Source organism: Acidovorax radicis N35, from assembly GCF_000204195.1.
In the GTDB taxonomy this organism is placed as follows: Bacteria; Pseudomonadota; Gammaproteobacteria; order Burkholderiales; family Burkholderiaceae_C; genus Acidovorax; species Acidovorax radicis.
In genome coordinates, this window is the sequence record NZ_AFBG01000018.1 from 826,806 (window position 1) to 843,176 (window position 16,371).

General features: G+C 64.0%; 18 protein-coding genes. 5 read left to right on the forward strand and 13 right to left on the reverse strand.

The features are described 5' to 3' along the window. The first annotated feature begins 137 nt into the window (after nt 1–137). Nucleotides 138–1,274: a GGDEF domain-containing protein gene (locus ARADN35_RS0109490; RefSeq protein ID WP_010461410.1), complete on the forward strand. Its 1,137-nt coding sequence runs from the start codon at nt 138–140 to the stop codon at nt 1,272–1,274. A gap of 235 nt (nt 1,275–1,509) precedes the next feature. Here the strand turns inward: ARADN35_RS0109490 and ARADN35_RS0109495 are convergent, their stop codons facing one another. The 5 genes from ARADN35_RS0109495 to ARADN35_RS0109520 all read right to left on the reverse strand — a co-directional run bounded on the left by ARADN35_RS0109495 (nt 1,510) and on the right by ARADN35_RS0109520 (nt 5,663). Further along, nucleotides 1,510–1,947 (reverse strand): T6SS immunity protein Tdi1 domain-containing protein, encoded by a 438-nt coding sequence (locus ARADN35_RS0109495; protein ID WP_010461412.1) that lies wholly within the window; start codon nt 1,945–1,947, stop codon nt 1,510–1,512. 66 nt (nt 1,948–2,013) lie between these two features. Next, the gene (locus tag ARADN35_RS27285) at nt 2,014–2,559 is read right to left on the reverse strand and encodes an NADAR family protein (RefSeq protein WP_010461414.1); all 546 of its coding nucleotides are present in this window, start codon (nt 2,557–2,559) and stop codon (nt 2,014–2,016) included. A 514-nt stretch (nt 2,560–3,073) separates the two neighbouring features. Further along, nucleotides 3,074–3,580, reverse strand: a complete 507-nt coding sequence (locus ARADN35_RS0109510) for a hypothetical protein (protein ID WP_010461418.1) — start codon at nt 3,578–3,580, stop codon at nt 3,074–3,076. Between the two features lie 465 nt (nt 3,581–4,045). Continuing rightward, nucleotides 4,046–4,417 carry a hypothetical protein gene (locus ARADN35_RS0109515; RefSeq protein ID WP_010461420.1) on the reverse strand — a complete coding sequence of 124 codons (372 nt, stop codon included), beginning with the start codon at nt 4,415–4,417 and terminating at the stop codon, nt 4,046–4,048. A gap of 307 nt (nt 4,418–4,724) precedes the next feature. Continuing rightward, a complete protein-coding gene (locus ARADN35_RS0109520; RefSeq protein ID WP_010461422.1) occupies nt 4,725–5,663 on the reverse strand; it encodes a LysR family transcriptional regulator in 939 nt (312 codons plus the stop codon). 99 nt (nt 5,664–5,762) lie between these two features. On the opposite strand from ARADN35_RS0109520, the gene ARADN35_RS0109525 reads away from it, so the two are divergent. Beyond that, nucleotides 5,763–6,995 carry an MFS transporter gene (locus tag ARADN35_RS0109525; protein WP_029413785.1) on the forward strand — a complete coding sequence of 411 codons (1,233 nt, stop codon included), beginning with the start codon at nt 5,763–5,765 and terminating at the stop codon, nt 6,993–6,995. 84 nt (nt 6,996–7,079) lie between these two features. On the opposite strand, the gene ARADN35_RS0109530 is transcribed toward ARADN35_RS0109525, so the two are convergent. Both ARADN35_RS0109530 and ARADN35_RS0109535 read right to left on the reverse strand, forming a co-directional pair. Continuing rightward, nucleotides 7,080–7,259 carry a hypothetical protein gene (locus tag ARADN35_RS0109530; RefSeq protein ID WP_010461426.1) on the reverse strand — a complete coding sequence of 60 codons (180 nt, stop codon included), beginning with the start codon at nt 7,257–7,259 and terminating at the stop codon, nt 7,080–7,082. A 248-nt stretch (nt 7,260–7,507) separates the two neighbouring features. Beyond that, nucleotides 7,508–8,104: a putative pterin-binding protein gene (locus ARADN35_RS0109535; RefSeq protein ID WP_010461428.1), complete on the reverse strand. Its 597-nt coding sequence runs from the start codon at nt 8,102–8,104 to the stop codon at nt 7,508–7,510. Nucleotides 8,105–8,268: 164 nt separating this feature from the next. Here ARADN35_RS0109535 and ARADN35_RS0109540 point away from each other — a divergent pair, with 164 nt between their 5' ends. Further along, nucleotides 8,269–9,468 (forward strand): MFS transporter, encoded by a 1,200-nt coding sequence (locus ARADN35_RS0109540; RefSeq protein WP_029413789.1) that lies wholly within the window; start codon nt 8,269–8,271, stop codon nt 9,466–9,468. Nucleotides 9,469–9,489: 21 nt separating this feature from the next. On the opposite strand, the gene arsB is transcribed toward ARADN35_RS0109540, so the two are convergent. The 4 genes from arsB to ARADN35_RS0109560 form a co-directional block, all read right to left on the reverse strand. Further along, nucleotides 9,490–10,512 carry an ACR3 family arsenite efflux transporter gene (arsB, locus tag ARADN35_RS0109545; RefSeq protein WP_035196852.1) on the reverse strand — a complete coding sequence of 341 codons (1,023 nt, stop codon included), beginning with the start codon at nt 10,510–10,512 and terminating at the stop codon, nt 9,490–9,492. A gap of 231 nt (nt 10,513–10,743) precedes the next feature. Beyond that, on the reverse strand, nt 10,744–11,250 hold the full coding sequence (locus ARADN35_RS0109550) for an arsenate reductase ArsC (RefSeq protein ID WP_010461440.1): 507 nt from the start codon (nt 11,248–11,250) through the stop codon (nt 10,744–10,746). Between the two features lie 17 nt (nt 11,251–11,267). Then, nucleotides 11,268–11,780, reverse strand: a complete 513-nt coding sequence (locus ARADN35_RS0109555) for an ArsI/CadI family heavy metal resistance metalloenzyme (protein WP_010461442.1) — start codon at nt 11,778–11,780, stop codon at nt 11,268–11,270. Between the two features lie 55 nt (nt 11,781–11,835). Beyond that, the gene (locus ARADN35_RS0109560; RefSeq protein WP_010461444.1) at nt 11,836–12,162 is read right to left on the reverse strand and encodes an ArsR/SmtB family transcription factor; all 327 of its coding nucleotides are present in this window, start codon (nt 12,160–12,162) and stop codon (nt 11,836–11,838) included. Between the two features lie 301 nt (nt 12,163–12,463). On the opposite strand from ARADN35_RS0109560, the gene ARADN35_RS0109565 reads away from it, so the two are divergent. Together ARADN35_RS0109565 and ARADN35_RS0109570 are read left to right on the forward strand one after the other, a co-directional pair. After that, complete coding sequence (locus tag ARADN35_RS0109565) at nt 12,464–13,510, forward strand: methionine ABC transporter ATP-binding protein (RefSeq protein ID WP_010461445.1); 1,047 nt, start codon at nt 12,464–12,466, stop codon at nt 13,508–13,510. 15 nt (nt 13,511–13,525) lie between these two features. Further along, complete coding sequence (locus ARADN35_RS0109570; protein WP_010461447.1) at nt 13,526–14,191, forward strand: methionine ABC transporter permease; 666 nt, start codon at nt 13,526–13,528, stop codon at nt 14,189–14,191. A 252-nt stretch (nt 14,192–14,443) separates the two neighbouring features. Here ARADN35_RS0109570 and ARADN35_RS0109575 read toward each other — a convergent pair whose 3' ends face one another. Beyond that, nucleotides 14,444–15,226 (reverse strand): GNAT family N-acetyltransferase, encoded by a 783-nt coding sequence (locus tag ARADN35_RS0109575; RefSeq protein WP_010461449.1) that lies wholly within the window; start codon nt 15,224–15,226, stop codon nt 14,444–14,446. A gap of 55 nt (nt 15,227–15,281) precedes the next feature. Beyond that, complete coding sequence (locus ARADN35_RS0109580) at nt 15,282–16,241, reverse strand: Bug family tripartite tricarboxylate transporter substrate binding protein (RefSeq protein WP_010461451.1); 960 nt, start codon at nt 16,239–16,241, stop codon at nt 15,282–15,284. Nucleotides 16,242–16,371: the final 130 nt, after the last annotated feature.

The window sequence follows — 16,371 nt, forward strand, 5'->3', positions numbered from 1 at the left end:
CCTGCCCACACCCTTAACGTCATCCGCAGCGGGGCGTAGGCTGCAAGTGGTGGTGCATGGCGCCCCTCATGCTCTGTCGCCTTGGCCTGTGCAGCCCATCCCCCAAACTGGAACGATTCCGGCAAACTGGCACCACCATGAACGTGATAGACCCGCGCACCGCCATCGTGTTGATCAGCGCCATGAGTGCTCTGATGGCGCTGGTGCTGTGGGCCCTCAAGCGCAGCTACCCGCCCAGCATTCAGGGTCTGGGCCAATGGGCGCAGGCGCTGTTGATCATTGTGGTGGGCGGCATCCTGGCGGCCTCGCGTGGGCAACTGCCTGAAATCCTCACCACGGCCGTGCCCAATTTCTTGCTGTGCTGGGGCGTGTATGGCCTGTATGCGGGCACCCAGCGTTTTTACGGCGTGCGCCCAGCCACCTGGCGCTGGCTGGCAGTGACTGTCGCCGTCACGCTGGGCACCCTTTGGTTCGCCCTGGGCGACCCCAGTTACACAGCCCGCCTGCGGCTTGTGACGGCACTCTTGGCCGTGATGTTTGCCGTGCACGCCTGGTTCATCGTGCGGCAGGGCATGGGCAGCTTTTCGCGCTGGCTCACGGTGGGGGTGATCGTGTACATCGCCGTGATTCAGCTGGTGCGGCTTGCCACCACGTTCTTCCTGCCCATGGGCGACACCATCTTGAGCGGCACGCCGCAGCACGTGCTGTTCATCGCCAGTTTTTCCGTGTCTGTCCTGCTGTTTTCGGTGGGCGCCGTGCTGATGGCTGGCGACCGCCTGCGGGCCGAGCTGGAGCTGCTGGCCACCCGCGACTCGCTCACCAACACCCTGACCCGGCGCTACATGGACGAAGCCTGCGCCATCGAGCTGGAGCGCAGCCACCGCACCGGCCAGCCCCTGGCCATGCTGATGCTGGACCTGGACCATTTCAAAACCATCAACGACACCCACGGCCACCAGGCCGGTGACCGCGTGCTGGTGGAGTTTGCCGCCAAGGTACAGCGCTGCCTGCGCAACAAGGACCTGCTGGGCCGCTTTGGCGGCGAAGAATTTGCCCTGCTGCTGCCCAACACCCCCCTGGACGCCGCCCTGCAGGTGGCCGAACGCATCCGCGCCGCCTGCGTGCCCCAGGGCAACGAGGTGGGCTGCACCGTCAGCATCGGCGTCACCCTGAGCCTGCCGCAGAACGACTCGATGGACAAGCTGCTGGCGCGGGCGGACGCGGCGCTGTATGAAGCGAAGAACACGGGGCGGAATCGGGTGGTGGCGGGGTAAGAGGGCTCTCTGACGAAGGGTAGAAGTGGGGCGCTTTCGGCCCGAAACGGTCCATGGAGGAGATCCGGCAGATGATCGCCCAGCAGCGATTGCTGTCATCCGCGCTTCGTCGTTGACCGCGTACTATCGGCCAAGAGCAGTCGGTGGCGGCTACCGAAAGCGGACGCTCAACGTTTGAGATGAGAGGCTTGACCCGGCTTGCCGGGGCAAGTCCTCTCGATTGAAGGGTTAGGCGTCATTTGATGATTCGAAGTTGTACCTGCGAGCCTTCGGGCAGATCTTTGACTTGGTGAGCTATGTCGCCTGTGACTTCGATGAGTTCTGAGAAGGCAATTGAAGCCAGATTGTCACCGCCGTACTCACCACCGAATGGCCCGGGAATCTTGAAGCAGTACTTTCGACTTGGCTCGAGTGGTCCGACCTTTACCTTAGCCTCCTCGACGAGGGCAAACATGTTCCAGTCTTGCTGAAACTCTTCATCCTTGGTTAGTGAATCGAGTGCCGTTCGATCAGCGGCTACTACTTTGCAAGACAGATCTTCTGGACATATGCGCCAGTACTGCCCCTGCTCATCTCGAACCATGAGATTGCCAAAGTCGTTCTCGCCGACGACTTTGACGGGATTGATGCCTGTCCAGCCCCAGGCGCGCTGAATGTGTTCGATGAGTTCCATGACGCCTAACGTTCGACCTAAGGGGCGGCTTGCGGCTTGCCGCAAGACGTCCCCTTGACGGAGGGGTTAGGCGTCACGGCGTACCTGCATGAGCGCGAAGCCCAAGAGATTGAGGCCTCGCCACTGATTGGGATTGTTGACCTTCTCGTCATCCTGGGCCAGACCGATGCCCCAGACTCTATCGACTGGGCTCGCTTCAACAAGGATGCGATCGCCAGTTTGCTGGAGAAACTGCCCAAGTTCAACGTTTTGTGTGAACTTGGCTTGATTGGCGCGGACAACGATGGAGAAGCGATGCTGAAGCCAAGTGGCTTCATCAAAACCGCGCACTTGGCGCCCCAAGGCTTTGGCGGCTCCCGGGTTTGGAGCTCGAAGAACCTGCTCTTTGGTTGCCTGATCGCCGAAGAGCGAAGCCTTCTCAGCCATCATGAAATGCTCCGCCGTGGGGTATTGCTGCCCATCTACGACGAAGGGGGCACCGTACCACTGGCTGAAGCAGGATGCGGTGACGCCATGCTTGCTGGGTTGGTGGCCCCAGAAGAAGACGAACTTCAGCTTCTGTCCAGCATTGAAGCGGGTCCGCAAGTCTTCGAGTAGTTGTGAGTCGTTCATATGTCTCCCATTAACGCCTAACGTTGGAGTTAAGCGGAGCCGCTGTGCGGCGTCTGCTTGAACGACCTGTGAGCCTGCAGACCGACAAAAGCGGGGAAGAGTGCCAAGGGACACAGTAGGTGGAGCCACATGAGAGAAGCGACGTCCGCGAGGCTCTCTCCTGGTGCATAGTAAAAGGAAGCACCGAGTACGGTGGCCGAGGCGGCCAGACCGGCGGCAAAACCCACTGAAAGCTCGCCAAGCAACCAGGACGTGAGGATGGTTCCAAGGGCCACAAAGGGCAACCAGGAAAGGACGTGAAGGAGCGGGGCAAGCCAAGCGGTCCGCTCCGCACCGCGCCCAAAAGGATGGAATGCCACCCAAAGTCCGAAAGCGTTGAGCGCGAGCCATGCCACGCCAACGCCCAAGGCAGCGGCAATCAAGAGCGTTCGAACTCGCACAGGCGCTTCAATCTGCAAGCTAACGTTGGAGGTGACCCGCGTGCTGCCGGTGTGTGTCCGTATCGATCCACTGGTTAGGCGGCAGCATCCGGATACTCCCAGTCAATAAGCTTGACTCTGAACTTCTCCAGTGCCATCAAGGTCAGGGCGCAGCGGCTGCAGTCTTCTTCGAATTTCTCGGGGAGCATTTCCTCCTCTACCTCTTCTCTTATGCCCTTCTTGCCACTGAGCTCGGAGTTATACCGGATGAGGCCCTCCAAGCCGTCGACGTTGAACCAACGCATGTACTTGGAGTGAACGATTTCATTTCGCCTCTTGGCCAGCTTTAATACTTCCACCATGAGCTTGTGGAATTCAGGTTTCTCGACGGATTGCGGCGGGCGAAGCAGATCGACGTGACGAGCGAACATAACGTCAGTGGTTTTGACCCGCTTGCCAAACTCAAGCTCGTTCACAAGTATCAGAACCGCTTCGCTGTCTCCACGGGACATGCGCACTAGCAGATCGGTCAACGTCGCTTCGATATGCTGGAACAGGAATACAAAGCGTCCGAGTTGGTGGAAAGGAGTTGGTTGTTCCATCTGAGGCCTACCGCAATGTATCTCGCAGAACTTGCGGGATAGGCTGGACCGTGCGGGATATTCTGGACACTGATTTCTCCTGGAAGTGGCTTGCAGCCTGGGTTTTCATGCCTAGAGCTATGGAAACGTTCAGGTATAGAGATTTCTGCAACTCCCGCAAGCTTCAGCTGAGCAAACTATAGCCTGCGAACGCGCAAAGGCAGGGGTGGCGGCGCTTAAGGTTGGGGCGCAAGCAGAACAAATGACCGGATTGGAGAGTTGCGCTCAACGTCGCCTTCGGGACTATTGCAGCCTTTCGATTTTCTCTACGCGTTCCTCACCTGCGCGCCCAGCCTTTTTTAAGGCCCATCTCATGCCCGGCCTTCGTGCGCCGCCGTAGTACTTCTTCAATGCAGAGCACGCTCGATTGGACCTTAAAACCATGGAGCGTAGGCATGCAGCCCGGCATTTCTCACGTGGGCGATGTCATCTTTTTAGGATGAAAAAAGACATCGAAAAAACTCCTAAGGAAAAGCAAAAGGCGATGGCATGTATGCCAATGAATCTCAACAAAAAAATAGTGAAATCAACCCGTGCAGCAACTGAGCCGTCAAACTTTCGCGACTGATTTTTAACAGAATCTCCATTGGAAAATCTGGATAAAAAATAGATCAGCACCCTGATAGTGGTCACAACAGCCAGCCCGACTGCCATGATCACACCAGACAAGAGGGAAGTTCGGTAGTACCCCAAGCCTTCAATCATGGCGAAGTAGAAAAACAGAGTTGCGCCCCCCAATACAGCCAGAAAGACGAACACCATCTGGCGCTTGATTAGAAAATCAACAACATCGTTCATGCATCATCCCCAGCCCCAATTCCTCTCTGTCAGGAAGGTCGATCGATCACCTGGTCTATCTCAATTCGCATTTCCAAAGCCAGAGAACATGTCCAGCTAGCAACTGTAAGCCGTCTCAGCCTCACTGGCTGCGTCCTATTGCCACGCGCTGAAGTGACGTACTTCTTGACGATGAACCTCGTACGGTGGCTGATTGTTCAACCAGTCGTTTACCTCCTTCAGGGGAAGTGGCCACGTACAACAACAGGGTGCTTTCAACAGGAAGGTCGGGGCGTATCTCCGCTCCTGGCCGGCAGTCGTCGTCCGCTCAAGACACCACCCCCCGCATCCCCGCCAACCCCGGCATTGCCCCCCGCATCCCCTCCAAAAACAACCGCAACCGCGCCGGATAAAACCGCGCATGTGGATACACCAGATACACCGGTAGCGAGGGGGCCTGCCAGGTGGGCACCAAGTGCAGCAAGCCGCCTGCGCGCAGATCCGCATCTACGATCCACGCCGATGCAATACACGCGCCGAGCCCGGCCAGGGCGGCGCTGCGCAGGGCGTACAGGCTGTCGGTGGCCAGCCGGGGGGTGATGGCGAAGGTGCTGGCCTCGCTGCTGTGCTGGTGGGTCAATGTGACTTCGCGCTGGTAGAAGGTGCTGAGCGCCAGCCAGGGTATATCCTTCAGATCCTGCGCGTGTTGCGGTGTGGGCCGACTTGCCATGAGGGCGGGCGATGCCAGTACGATGCGCGGCACTTCGGCCAGGCGAATGGCGACCACCGAGGGGTCTTCCACCGCACCCACCTGGATGGCGCAGTCGATACCTTCTGCGATGAAGTCAGGGCGGCGGTCGTGCAGCATCCATTCCACCGAAACATCGGGGTAGCGGCGCAGGTAGTCCATCAGCGGGGGGATGAGCTGGTTTTGCCCGAAGGCGTGGGGCGCCAGCACGCGCAAGGTGCCGCGCGGTGTGTCGGCCGTGCCGCGCAGGTCGTCTTCCATGGCGCGCCAGTCTTCCAGCAGGGCTTTGGCGTGGGCAAAGCAGCGGTCGCCGTCTTCCGTCAACTTCATCACATGGGTGGATCGCTGCAGCAGCTTGATGCCCAAGGTGCGCTCCAGCGCCTGCAGGCGGCGGCTCACGGTGGGCTGGCTGGTGCCCAGCTGCTGGGCGGCGGCAGACAGGCTGCCTGCCTCAACGATGCGGATGAAGGTCTGCATCAGCTCGATGCGGTCGGCGCCGGGTGGTAGGGCAATGGTCATGCATGAAGCGTATAACAAATCTGTAACCCAGCCCACTACCCAGCGTGCGCTTGCCTGGGAACAATCACCCCATTCTTTGGCTGAACGGGTGTTGATGCGATGTCTTCCATTCAAAATTTGCATGCAAACAACGCGATGGGCGTGGCCCCAGCGTTGCCTGCCGAGCGGGCGGTGAGCGCACCGCTGTTGCTGCTGCTGGCCACCACGGCGGGGCTGAGCGTGGCGTCGCTGTATTACAGCCAGCCCATGCTGGGCGTGCTGGGGCCGGACATGCAGGCCGACAGCCGCGTGGTGGGCCTGGTACCCACGCTCACGCAGCTGGGGTATGCGCTGGGCATCCTGCTGCTGGCGCCGCTGGGCGACCGGTTTGACCGGCGCCGCATCATCGTCATCAAGTCCATCGCGCTGATGCTGGCCCTGCTGCTGAGCGGCCTGGCGCCCGGCATGGGCGCGCTGCTGGCGGCCAGCCTGGCCGTGGGGCTGGCGGCCACGGTGGCGCAGGACGTCGTGCCCGCTGCCGCCACGCTGGCCCCGGCCGCACAGCGCGGGCGCATGGTGGGCATTGTGATGACGGGGCTGCTGCTGGGCATTTTGTTGTCGCGTGTGGTCAGCGGCTTTGTGGCGCAGCAGTGGGGCTGGCGCACGGTGTATGTGGCGGCGGCGGTGGCCATTGCGCTGCTGACGGTGGCCGTGTGGCGTGGGCTGCCGCGCTTTGCTCCCACCACGCAGCTCGGTTATGGCGCGCTGATCGGCTCGATGGTGGCCCTGTGGCGCCAGCACAGTGCGCTGCGCCGCGCGGCTTGGGCGCAGGGGCTGCTGGCGGTGGGGTTCAGCGCGTTCTGGTCCACGCTGGCGGTGATGTTGCACAGCCAGTTTCACCTGGGAACGGCAGCAGCCGGGGCGTTTGGCCTGGCCGGGGCGGCGGGTGCCTTGGCTGCCCCGCTAGCCGGGCGCCTGGCTGACAAGCGTGGGCCCGAGGTGGTGACGCGCTATGGCGCCGGGCTGGCGGCTGCGTCGTTTGCAGTGATGGCGCTGGCGCCCTTGCTGCCCGCCCAGGCGCAGCTGGCGTTGATCGTGGTGAGTGCCATCGGTTTTGACTTTGGCGTGCAGGCCACGCTGGTGGCGCACCAGACCATCGTGTACGGCATCGACCCCGCCGCGCGCAGCCGGCTCAATGCGCTGCTGTTCACGGGCATGTTCATCGGCATGTCGGCAGGTGCGGCGCTGGGCAGCCTGGTGCTGGCGCAGTGGGGATGGCTGGGGGTCGTGGGGCTGGCCACCCTGGGGTCGCTGGCGGCGCTGGCGGTGCGCATGGGGCGATGCCGGGGCTGATTTAGGGAGAAATATGGCTGTAGCGCAAGTGGATATTGCGCTAGCAGCTATATAAATGAGAGCGAAATCCGCGCAAGGCAAGGGTTACGCTTTTTGCAGCAAGCGGTCCACCCAAACAAGGCAAGCCAGACCCAAGGGGCCAGACAGCGCCACATATCCCAGCGAGGCGATCAGTTTGGCCCACCGCGAGTAGCGTGGCAGGTTGGTGATGACATACAGCCCGGGGATGAAGATGAACAGAGCCAGTATGGCGGCCACCACCATGGGAGGGGCTCCAAGCCAGACCATGACCAGCGGCGGCACCCACAGCGGGGCCAGCAGCGACGTCCAGCGAAATGAAGCGCTTTCCAGAACATAGGGAGGCAGACCCCAGCCCGCTTCCCTTGGGCTGAGGTCATCTCGCGACGCGGAAGGGCTACCGCCTGCCCAGCGGCCGCATCTGAGGCACCTGGATGTACCTGGCGGGACGCTGGCGCGGCAGTTGAAGCAGGTGGGAAATGGCACGTGTCCGCTTAGGCCTTTTTCACCTCAATGTGGTACAGCCCCCAGGGGCACAAACCAAAGCGTTCCTTCACCGGCTTGTCCTTGAAGGAGGGCAGCACATCCGCGTCGTACACCGCCCACTGCGGGCCCAGGCCACCCAGGGCCATGGGCTGGCCGTCGATGTGGGTGGCAACGATCATGCGGTAGGCCTGCACGTCGGCCATGCTGATGGTGACGTTGTAGCCATCCACCGCGCGCAGCACCAGCTGCACGGGGCTGCCTGCGGCCACACCGGCAGCGGCCAGCACGGTGGTGAGCAGGGGGCCTTTCAGAGTGTGGGGCTTGCTGTCGTATTCCAGCGTGGGCTTGATGGTGACGGCGGCCATGCGCTGCAGCGCAGCGGCGTCGAGCGTGTGGGCGTTGGCAAACTGGATGCCGTGTTTGCCCATCATCTGGTCGATGGTGGGGTCCAGCGCGCCCCGGTTGGGCTTGGTGATGGCGCCGCTGATGGTGAGCAGGGCAGGGCTGGCGGATGCCGTTGCCGGCGGGGCGGCGTGGCTGCTGGTGGTGGCGGTCCACAGGCCTGCCAGGCCAACGCTGGCGGCGACAAAGTTGCGTTTGTTCATCATGGCTCCTCGTTCAAATAAGGGGCGCATGGTAAGCGCAAGATCGCGTGGTGCCACGCAAAAAATGGCAGACGCCCGTGTGGAGCGTGCCCAACCTTCTGCAGCCAGGGTGCATGCGACACCGCGCCAGCGGCCGGGCGCGGTGGGCACCACAATCGGGTCATATGACCTCTTCCTCGACGATGCTGCGGCTGATCAGCCTTGCGGCCTTTTGCAGCATGGCCTCCATGCGTGTGTGCGACCCGATGCTGGTGGCACTGTCTCTTGAATACAAGATCACCACGGGCGATGCCTCGGCGGTGATTGCGGCGTTTGCCGTGGCCTATGGCGTGCTGCAGCTGGTGTATGGCCCGCTGGGTGACCGGGTGGGCAAGGTGCGCGTGATCATCGGCGCCACGGCGGCGTGTGCGGTGTTCAGCGCCATGACGGCGCTGGCGCCCAGCTTCAGCCTGCTGGTGGTGGCGCGTGCGGCCATGGGGGCGGCGGCGGCCGGGATCATTCCGCTGTCGATGGCGTGGATTGGCGATGAGGTGGCCTACGAGCAGCGGCAAGAGACCCTGGCGCGCCTGATGGTGGCCACGGTGACCGGGATGATGGCGGGCCAGTGGTTTGGCGGTTTTGCCACCGAAACGCTGGGGTGGCGTGCGGCGCTGGGTGTGCTGGCCGTGCTGTTCTTCACGGCGGCCACGCTGCTGTTGCGCCATGCGCGTGCCAGCGGGGCGCTGCGCCCGGTGGTGGTGCCAGGCGCACCGGCGTTCTCGCTGGCCAACTACCTCGCGGGCACCATGGCGCTGCTGCGCATCCCGCGTGTGCGCTGGGTGCTCACAGTGGTCACGATTGAGGGCGCGCTCGCGTTTGGCACGCTGGCCTTTGTGCCCGCGCGCATGGTGGATGGGTTTGGCCTGTCGGCCTCGGCCGCTGGCGGCGTGATGGTGCTGTATGGCGTGGGCGGGTTGATCTACAGCGTGTTTGCGCGGCGCTGGCTGGCGGCGCTGGGCGAGCGGGGGCTGGCCGTGCTGGGTGCCAGCTTCATTGCCATAGGGCTGCTCTCGCTGGCGTGGGCGCCCGCAGTGGGCTGGGCCATGCTGGGCTGCTTTTTGGCGGGCATCGGCTTTTACATGTTGCACAACACGCTGCAGGTGCAGGCCACGCAGATGGCGCCCCAGGCACGGGGCACGGCGGTGACGCTGTTTGCGTGCCTGCTGTTTCTGGGGCAGTCCACAGGCGTGCTGATGGTGGCTTTCAGTGTGGACCGGGGCTGGCTGCCACCGGTGTTCACGGTGGCGGCGGTGGGTATTTTTGGGCTGGGCCTGCTGATCTCGCGCCGGGTGCAGGCGCGGGGGGCGGTGGCGGCAGGCACCTGACCGTCCCAGGTGGCGTGCCTGTCAGCCCCGCGCTTCGTACCAGCCCTTGCTGCGGTTGACCACGGCCACCACCAGCAGCATCACGGGCACCTCGATCAATACGCCCACTACGGTGGCCAGCGCTGCGCCGGAGTGAAAACCAAACAGGCTGATGGCCGTGGCCACGGCCAGCTCGAAGAAGTTGGACGCGCCGATCAGCGCCGAGGGGCAGGCAATGCTGTGCTTTTCGCCCACGGCGCGGTTCAGGCCATAGGCCAGGGCGGAGTTGAACAGCACCTGGATCAGGATGGGCACGGCCAGCAGGGCGATCACCAGCGGTTGCTGCAGGATGGCCTCGCCCTGAAAGGCAAACAGCAGCACCAGCGTGGCCAGCAGCGCGGCGATGGACCAGGGGCCGGTGCGCGCCACGGCGGCGTCGAAGGCGGCCTGGCCCTTGCGCAGCAGGCGCTTGCGCAGCCACTGGGCGATCACCACGGGGATCAGGATGTACAGCACCACCGAGGTGAGCAGCGTGTCCCACGGCACGGTGATGGCCGACAGGCCGAGCAAAAAGGCCACCAGCGGCGCGAACGCCACGATCATGATGCTGTCGTTGAGGGCCACCTGCGACAGCGTGAACAGCGGGTCGCCGCCCGTGAGGCGGCTCCACACAAACACCATGGCCGTGCAGGGCGCGGCGGCCAGCAGGATAAGCCCTGCTATGTAGCTGTCGAGCTGCTCGGCCGGCAGGTACGGTGCAAACCAGTGGCGGATGAACAGCCAGCCCAGCAGCGCCATCGAAAACGGCTTGACCAGCCAGTTGACGAACAGCGTCACGCCAATGCCGCGCACATGCTGGCGCACCTCGGCCAGCGCGCCAAAGTCCACCTTCAGCAGCATGGGGATGACCATCACCCAGATGAGCAGGCCCACCGGCAGGTTGACGCGCGCGACTTCCATCGCGCCCACGGCGCGGGCCGCGCCAGGGAACCATTGCCCCAGCGCAATGCCCGCGACGATGCACAGCAGCACCCAGACGGTGAGGTAGCGCTCGAACACCGCCATGCCAGCGGCCGGGGAGGGGGGCAACGCGCTGGCAGCAGCGCGTTGCAAAGGGCTTGGTGGTAGGGGCATTTCAGTTATCCATTGCGCTGCGCGCCACCCGCGATGCATGAAACTGGCGCGGCCCAAACCCGTGCACCCGTGGAACTGGCTTTGCCAGGCCACCGGGTGCGTCCCCCTCCCGCGCAGCGAGAGAGGGGTGAAGGCGCGAAGCGACTCAGGGGGTGTTTCATTTCATTGCGCGGGCAGGTTACGGGCCGTCGCTTGCAGCACGGCGGCGGCCAACTTGTCGTGGGGCAGGTTCACCAGCAGCTCCAGGCGCCGCTGGATGGCGTGCAGGGTTTTGCGGAAGGCTTCGAGCTTGTCGGCGTCCGAGCCACCGCCCGCTGACGGGTCGGCATAGCCCCAGTGCGCCGTGGCCGGGTGGCCGGGCCAGAAGGGGCAGGCCTCGCCCGCTGCGTTGTCGCACACGGTGACGATCAGGTCCATGTGCGGCGCGCCGGGGGCGGCAAACTCGTCCCAACTTTTGCTGCGCAGTCCCTCGGTAGGGATGCCGGCCTGCGCCAGCACCTGCAGGCCGAGAGGGTGCGGTTGCTGATGCTCACGCGGGCTGCTGCCGGCCGAGTAGGCCTTGAAGCGGCCCTGGCCCATGGCGTTGAGCAGGGCTTCGGCCAGGATGCTGCGCGCGGAATTGTGCGTGCACAGAAACAGCACGTTCAAAGGGGTGCGTGGGTCGCTCACTGGGGGCTCCGGGCAGGTCAGCAGCACTTGTTGGCGACGGTGGACTTGGGGCCGCAGCACGCCGCCTGGGCAGGAGCTGCGGCAAGGGCTTGTGCCGATGGGGCGCCGGTAGGGCAGCAGGCCGCAGCGGTAGTTGCAGCTGATGGCGCAGCCGCTTCGTTGAACACCGGTATGTTGCCCAGCGTGTGGAAGTGCTCCCACGCCACGCCTTGCGGGTCGGTGATCCAGTGCTTGTCGCTGCGGGCGTAGCAGCAGGTGGTGGCGCCTTCGTCGAGCAGCGCCATGTCGGCGCCTTCAGCACGGGCTTTCAGCTCCGCCAGCTCATCGGCCTCATCGACCTGGAAACCCAGGTGGTCCACGCCGGGCTTGTCGCCCCGGGTGGAGATGGCGAAGTTCACGCGCGGGTCTTCGAGCATCCATTTGGCGTAGTCGCCCTCGACGCGCGCCGGCTCGGCTGCGAACAGCCTGGAGTAGAACGCGATGCTCTTGGCAAGGTCATCGACATGCATGTGGACGTGGAATCGCTTCATGGTGGTTTCCTTTCGGCTGTGGGTCGTGGGGGTGGGGTCGTCGGCGGGTGATGGGTCAGCACTTGCAGGCGGCTGTGGCTTCGTCGGTCGCGCACTCGGAGCCCTGGCAGCAGTTCTCGGTCAGGTAGGCGAGCAGGTCGTTCATGGTGGCAAACGATGCGCGGTAGATCAGGTTGCGGCCCTGGCGCTCCTGGCTGACCAGGCCGGCGCGGGTCAGCTCCTTGAGGTGGAAGGACAGCGTGTTGGGCGCTATGCCCAATTGCTCGGCAACGGCACCGGGCGTGAGCCCGTCTTGGCCCGCCACCACCAGTGCGCGGAACACGCGAAGGCGGGCTTCCTGGGCGAGGGCGGCGAGGGATTGAATAACATCAGCTTCTTGCATGCTTCGATAATACAACAAACGTTGAAATATGGAAGTACCAAAATGAGCTGCAGCGAACGATTCCGTGAAAAATTGAGTCTAAATGGGTGCTGGCGCTTATTGGTATTGCGCAATAAGCTATAAAAACAATAGCGATTGAAGAGGGACTACCACGCGCTTCATAACCAGGCGATCTAATCACCCGATTTTTCAATCGTTTGTGAACTTACGATCTGCCACTACAGTCGCCCATCCCAACCGACCCAACCCTGACCCTGCGGCAGAGGCCACGACCCATGGCTACGCTGCGCCACTGCATTTCATGATCGACTTACGGGGTATCACCCAAACCTACCAGGGCCCACAAGGCCCGGTCGAGGCCCTGCGCGGCATCGACCTGCACATCAACCCGGGCGAAGTGTTCGGCATCATCGGCAAGAGCGGCGCGGGCAAAAGCTCGCTGGTGCGTGTCATCAACCTGCTCAACCGGCCCACCCAGGGTCAGGTTTTCGTCGATGGCCGCGACCTAACGCAACTCAATGACGCTCAATTGCGCGAGGCCCGCCGCGAAATCGGCATGGTCTTCCAGCACTTCAACCTGCTGTCGTCGCGCACGGTGTTCGACAACGCCGCGCTGCCGCTGGAGCTGGCCGGCATGAGCAAAGCCGCCATCCGCGAGCGCGTGAACCCGCTGCTGGAGCTCGTGGGCCTGTCAGCCCTGGCCGACCGCTACCCCGCGCAGATCAGCGGGGGGCAAAAGCAGCGCGTGGGGATTGCACGCGCACTGGCCAGCCGCCCCAAGGTGCTGCTGAGCGACGAAGCCACGTCGGCGCTGGACCCGGAGACCACGCGCTCCATCCTCGACCTGCTGCGCCAGGTCAATCGCGAGCTGGGCCTGACGGTGGTGCTCATCACCCACCAAATGCAGGTCATCAAGCAGGTGGCCGACCGCGTGGCGGTGATTGAGGCGGGCCGCATCGTGGAGCAGGGCCGCGTGCTGGAGGTCTTCACGCGCCCGCAGCAGACCATCACCAAGAGCCTGATCGACGAGATCCTGCCGCAAGAGCTGCCCGCCAGCGTGCTCGGCCATGTGCGCAAGCTCGCAGGCCAACTCAGCACAGGCCGCACCGGCCAGCTGTTGCGCTTGTCGTATGCGGGGGACAGCGCCTATCAGCCCATCCTGTCGCAGCTGATCCGCGAGTTCGGCGTGGACATGAGCATCCTGCACGGGCAGGTGGACGAGATCCAGGACGAAACCTTTGGCTCGCTGGCGGTGTACGCCAGTGGCGAGGCCGAGCGCCTGCGCGGCGCCGTGGCGCACCTGCGCGCGGGCGGTGTCGAGGTGCAAGAAGTGGCCGTGGCAGGCTGAGAAGGATAGATAACCATGTTCAACAACTTCACTCCGGCCATGCTGGATCTGTTTGCCTCTTCGCTGTGGGAAACGCTCATCATGGTCGGCATCTCTGGCCTGGTGGGTGGTCTGCTGGGCGTGCCGCTGGGCGTCTTCCTGCGCCTGACCGACCACGGCGGTGTGCTCGAAAACGGGCCCGTCAACAAGCTGGTGGGCTGGCTGGTCAACGCCGTGCGCTCCACGCCTTTCATCATCCTGCTGGTGGCCATCATCCCGTTCACGCGCTTCATCACAGGTTCGTCCATCGGCACGGCTGCTGCCGTCGTGCCGCTGACGATTGCTGCCGCACCCTTTGTGGCCCGCCTCGTTGAAGCGGCCTTGCGCGAGGTGGACCATGGCCTGGTCGAGGCCGCCCAGGCCATGGGCGCCACCACCAGCCAGATCGTCTGGAAGGTGCTTCTGCCCGAGGCGCTGCCCGGCATCGTGGCGGGCCTGACCATCACCTTCGTCAGCCTCACCGGTTACTCGGCCATGGCCGGAGCCATTGGCGGTGGTGGTTTGGGTGATCTGGGCATCCGCTACGGCTACCAGCGCTTTCTGCCCGAGATCATGCTGGCCGTGGTGCTGGTGCTGATCTTTTTTGTGCAGGCGGTGCAGAGCCTGGGCGACTGGGCTGTGCGCAGGCTGAGCCATCGGTGATCTGGGTATTGGGCCCGGGCATTGTTTGCTATTGAATAAATAGCTGCTAGCGCTTGATGGTCAAGCGCCAGGGGCCAATTTCATTCAAATTTTCGATCTCAAACCTCTGAGCCAGCAACGGCGCCGGTCTTCACTCCCTCTCCCCTTGCGGGAGAGGACGGGGGGAGAGGGGGCAACGGAGTGTGCTGCGCTGACCTACCCCTCTCCCCAACCCTCTCCCGCAAAGGGAGAGGGAGTCTGGAAAAAACCCCCTCAACCCGGCACCCGGTAGTGGTAGCCATACGCCGTCTTGAACCCCATCGACTCATACAGCCGCAGCGCCGGAGCATTCTGCGCGCGCACCTGCAGGTAGGCACTGGTCGCCCCGGCCTCGGCCGCCCAGTGCAGCAGGGCCGTCACCAGCGCGCGCCCGCGCCCGCCGCCCCGGTGCTCGGGCGCCACGGCCAGGTCGTACAGGCCCACGGCGCCGCGCTCCAGCACCGCCAGCCCAAAGCCCACGGGTTGGCCCTGTGCGTCGTGCTGCAGTGCAAACGCGGCAGGGTGGGCGATGTGGTCCAGCATGCTGTTGTGCAGGGCGCGGTGGTGCAGGGGCACGCTGTTGGCAGCGGCAAAACCCTCCAGCCACGCATTGGAGGGGGTGGTGGCGATGGGGGTGCTGCCATCGGGCCTGCCCACGCTGCCTGCACCACCCAATGCCAGCGGCCGGTGCAGGACGAGGGAAGGGTCGAAGTGCTGGTAGCCCGCCTCGGCCAGCTCCTGGTCGGCCCCGGCCGGGGCCAGGGGCGAGATGCGGAACACGGCGGGCAGCCCATGCCGCGCATACAGCGCCGCAGCCGCTTCGCGCACCCCATCAAACGGCGCACCGGGCACGAGCGCATTGACCGAGTTGGCGCGCTTGGTGTAGCCCCCCGACAACCGGAACACCCAGCCCCGGTGAAACACCGTCTGCCGCGCTGGCCAGGCGTTGAAGGCGCGCTCTTCAAGGGCACGGATGAGGGCGACGGGAACGGTGGGCTCGATGGTGTTGGGCGTCATGGCAGGCGTTATACCAACCCGCCCCGCAGGCGCACAGTCAGTCGTTTCGGTCGGTTCAATCGGTCGTGATCTTGTGGTCGACCACCAGCTTGCCAAAGCGCGTGGTGTCGCTGGCAATCTGCTCGGCCATCTGCGCGGGCGTGTTGCCGATAGGCTCGGCGCCGATGTCTTGCATGCGCTTCTTGAAGTCGGGTGACTGGATCACCTTGACCATCTCGGCGTTCAGCCTGGCCACCACATCGGCGGGCGTGCGTGCCGGTGCCAGCACGCCAAACCAGGTGCCGATGTCGAAGCCCGCAAAACCACTCTCCTGCAGCGTGGGCACGTCGGGCAGCGACGAGGACCGCTTGGCCGTGGTCACGGCCAGCGCGCGCAGCTTGCCGGCCTTGATGTGGGGCAGCACGGGCGTGATGGTGTCGAACGACATGGATACCTGCCCGCCCAGCAGGTCGGTGGTGAGCGGCCCGCTGCCTTTGTAGGGCACGTGCAGCAGCGGCTGGCCGATGGCGGTGGAGAACTGCGTGCCGATCAGGTGCTGCGCCGTGCCCGCGCCGTTGGAGCCATATGAAAACTTGTCGGGCGCTGCCTTGATCAGGGCCACGAGTTCCTTCACATCCTTGGCGGGCGTGGTGGCGCTGACCGCGAGCACGTTGGGTACCAGGGCCACGGTGGTGATGGGCGCAAAGCTCTTTTGGAAGTCGTAGCTGAGCTTCTTGTACACGCTGGTGGCAATGGTGTGGTGCACTGCGCCCATCAGCAGCGTGTAGCCGTCGGCCGGTGCCTTGGCCACGTAGTCGGCACCAATGGTGGCGCCCGCGCCGCCCCGGTTTTCCACGATCACGGGCTGGCCCAGGGCCGTGCCCAGCTTTTCACCCAGCGCACGCGCCAGCACGTCGGTGGTGCCGCCCGCCGCAAACGGCACGACGATGGTGACGGGCTTGGTCGGCCAGGCCTGCGCGTGGGCGGCTGTGCTGGGCAGCAGGCAGGCGGCTGCGGCGGCGACCGCCAAGGCCATTAGATGGTGGCGGCGCAAAGGCTGGGAGATGCCGGTGTGGTGGGCAACAGGGAGGTGCATGGTTTGTCTCCGAAAGGATGGTGGTGCGGCGAATGCATGGTCTTTGCGACCTTGTTGTTGTGTCCGCCGG

Excerpts from the sequence above, each read along its gene's own strand:
- ARADN35_RS0109490 (WP_010461410.1), top strand. The coding sequence starts at position 138 with ATGAACGTGATAGACCCGCGCACCGCCATCGTGTTGATCAGCGCCATG.
- ARADN35_RS0109525 (WP_029413785.1), top strand. The coding sequence starts at position 5,763 with ATGTCTTCCATTCAAAATTTGCATGCAAACAACGCGATGGGCGTGGCC.
- ARADN35_RS0109555 (WP_010461442.1), bottom strand. The coding sequence starts at position 11,780 with ATGAAGCGATTCCACGTCCACATGCATGTCGATGACCTTGCCAAGAGC.
- ARADN35_RS0109565 (WP_010461445.1), top strand. The coding sequence starts at position 12,464 with ATGATCGACTTACGGGGTATCACCCAAACCTACCAGGGCCCACAAGGC.
- ARADN35_RS0109515 (WP_010461420.1), bottom strand. The coding sequence starts at position 4,417 with ATGAACGATGTTGTTGATTTTCTAATCAAGCGCCAGATGGTGTTCGTC.
- ARADN35_RS0109580 (WP_010461451.1), bottom strand. The coding sequence starts at position 16,241 with ATGGCCTTGGCGGTCGCCGCCGCAGCCGCCTGCCTGCTGCCCAGCACA.
- ARADN35_RS0109560 (WP_010461444.1), bottom strand. The coding sequence starts at position 12,162 with ATGCAAGAAGCTGATGTTATTCAATCCCTCGCCGCCCTCGCCCAGGAA.
- arsB (WP_035196852.1), bottom strand. The coding sequence starts at position 10,512 with ATGGCGGTGTTCGAGCGCTACCTCACCGTCTGGGTGCTGCTGTGCATC.
- ARADN35_RS27285 (WP_010461414.1), bottom strand. The coding sequence starts at position 2,559 with ATGAACGACTCACAACTACTCGAAGACTTGCGGACCCGCTTCAATGCT.
- ARADN35_RS0109570 (WP_010461447.1), top strand. The coding sequence starts at position 13,526 with ATGTTCAACAACTTCACTCCGGCCATGCTGGATCTGTTTGCCTCTTCG.
- ARADN35_RS0109535 (WP_010461428.1), bottom strand. The coding sequence starts at position 8,104 with ATGAACAAACGCAACTTTGTCGCCGCCAGCGTTGGCCTGGCAGGCCTG.
- ARADN35_RS0109575 (WP_010461449.1), bottom strand. The coding sequence starts at position 15,226 with ATGACGCCCAACACCATCGAGCCCACCGTTCCCGTCGCCCTCATCCGT.
- ARADN35_RS0109520 (WP_010461422.1), bottom strand. The coding sequence starts at position 5,663 with ATGACCATTGCCCTACCACCCGGCGCCGACCGCATCGAGCTGATGCAG.
- ARADN35_RS0109540 (WP_029413789.1), top strand. The coding sequence starts at position 8,269 with ATGACCTCTTCCTCGACGATGCTGCGGCTGATCAGCCTTGCGGCCTTT.
- ARADN35_RS0109495 (WP_010461412.1), bottom strand. The coding sequence starts at position 1,947 with ATGGAACTCATCGAACACATTCAGCGCGCCTGGGGCTGGACAGGCATC.
- ARADN35_RS0109510 (WP_010461418.1), bottom strand. The coding sequence starts at position 3,580 with ATGGAACAACCAACTCCTTTCCACCAACTCGGACGCTTTGTATTCCTG.
- ARADN35_RS0109530 (WP_010461426.1), bottom strand. The coding sequence starts at position 7,259 with ATGGTGGTGGCCGCCATACTGGCTCTGTTCATCTTCATCCCCGGGCTG.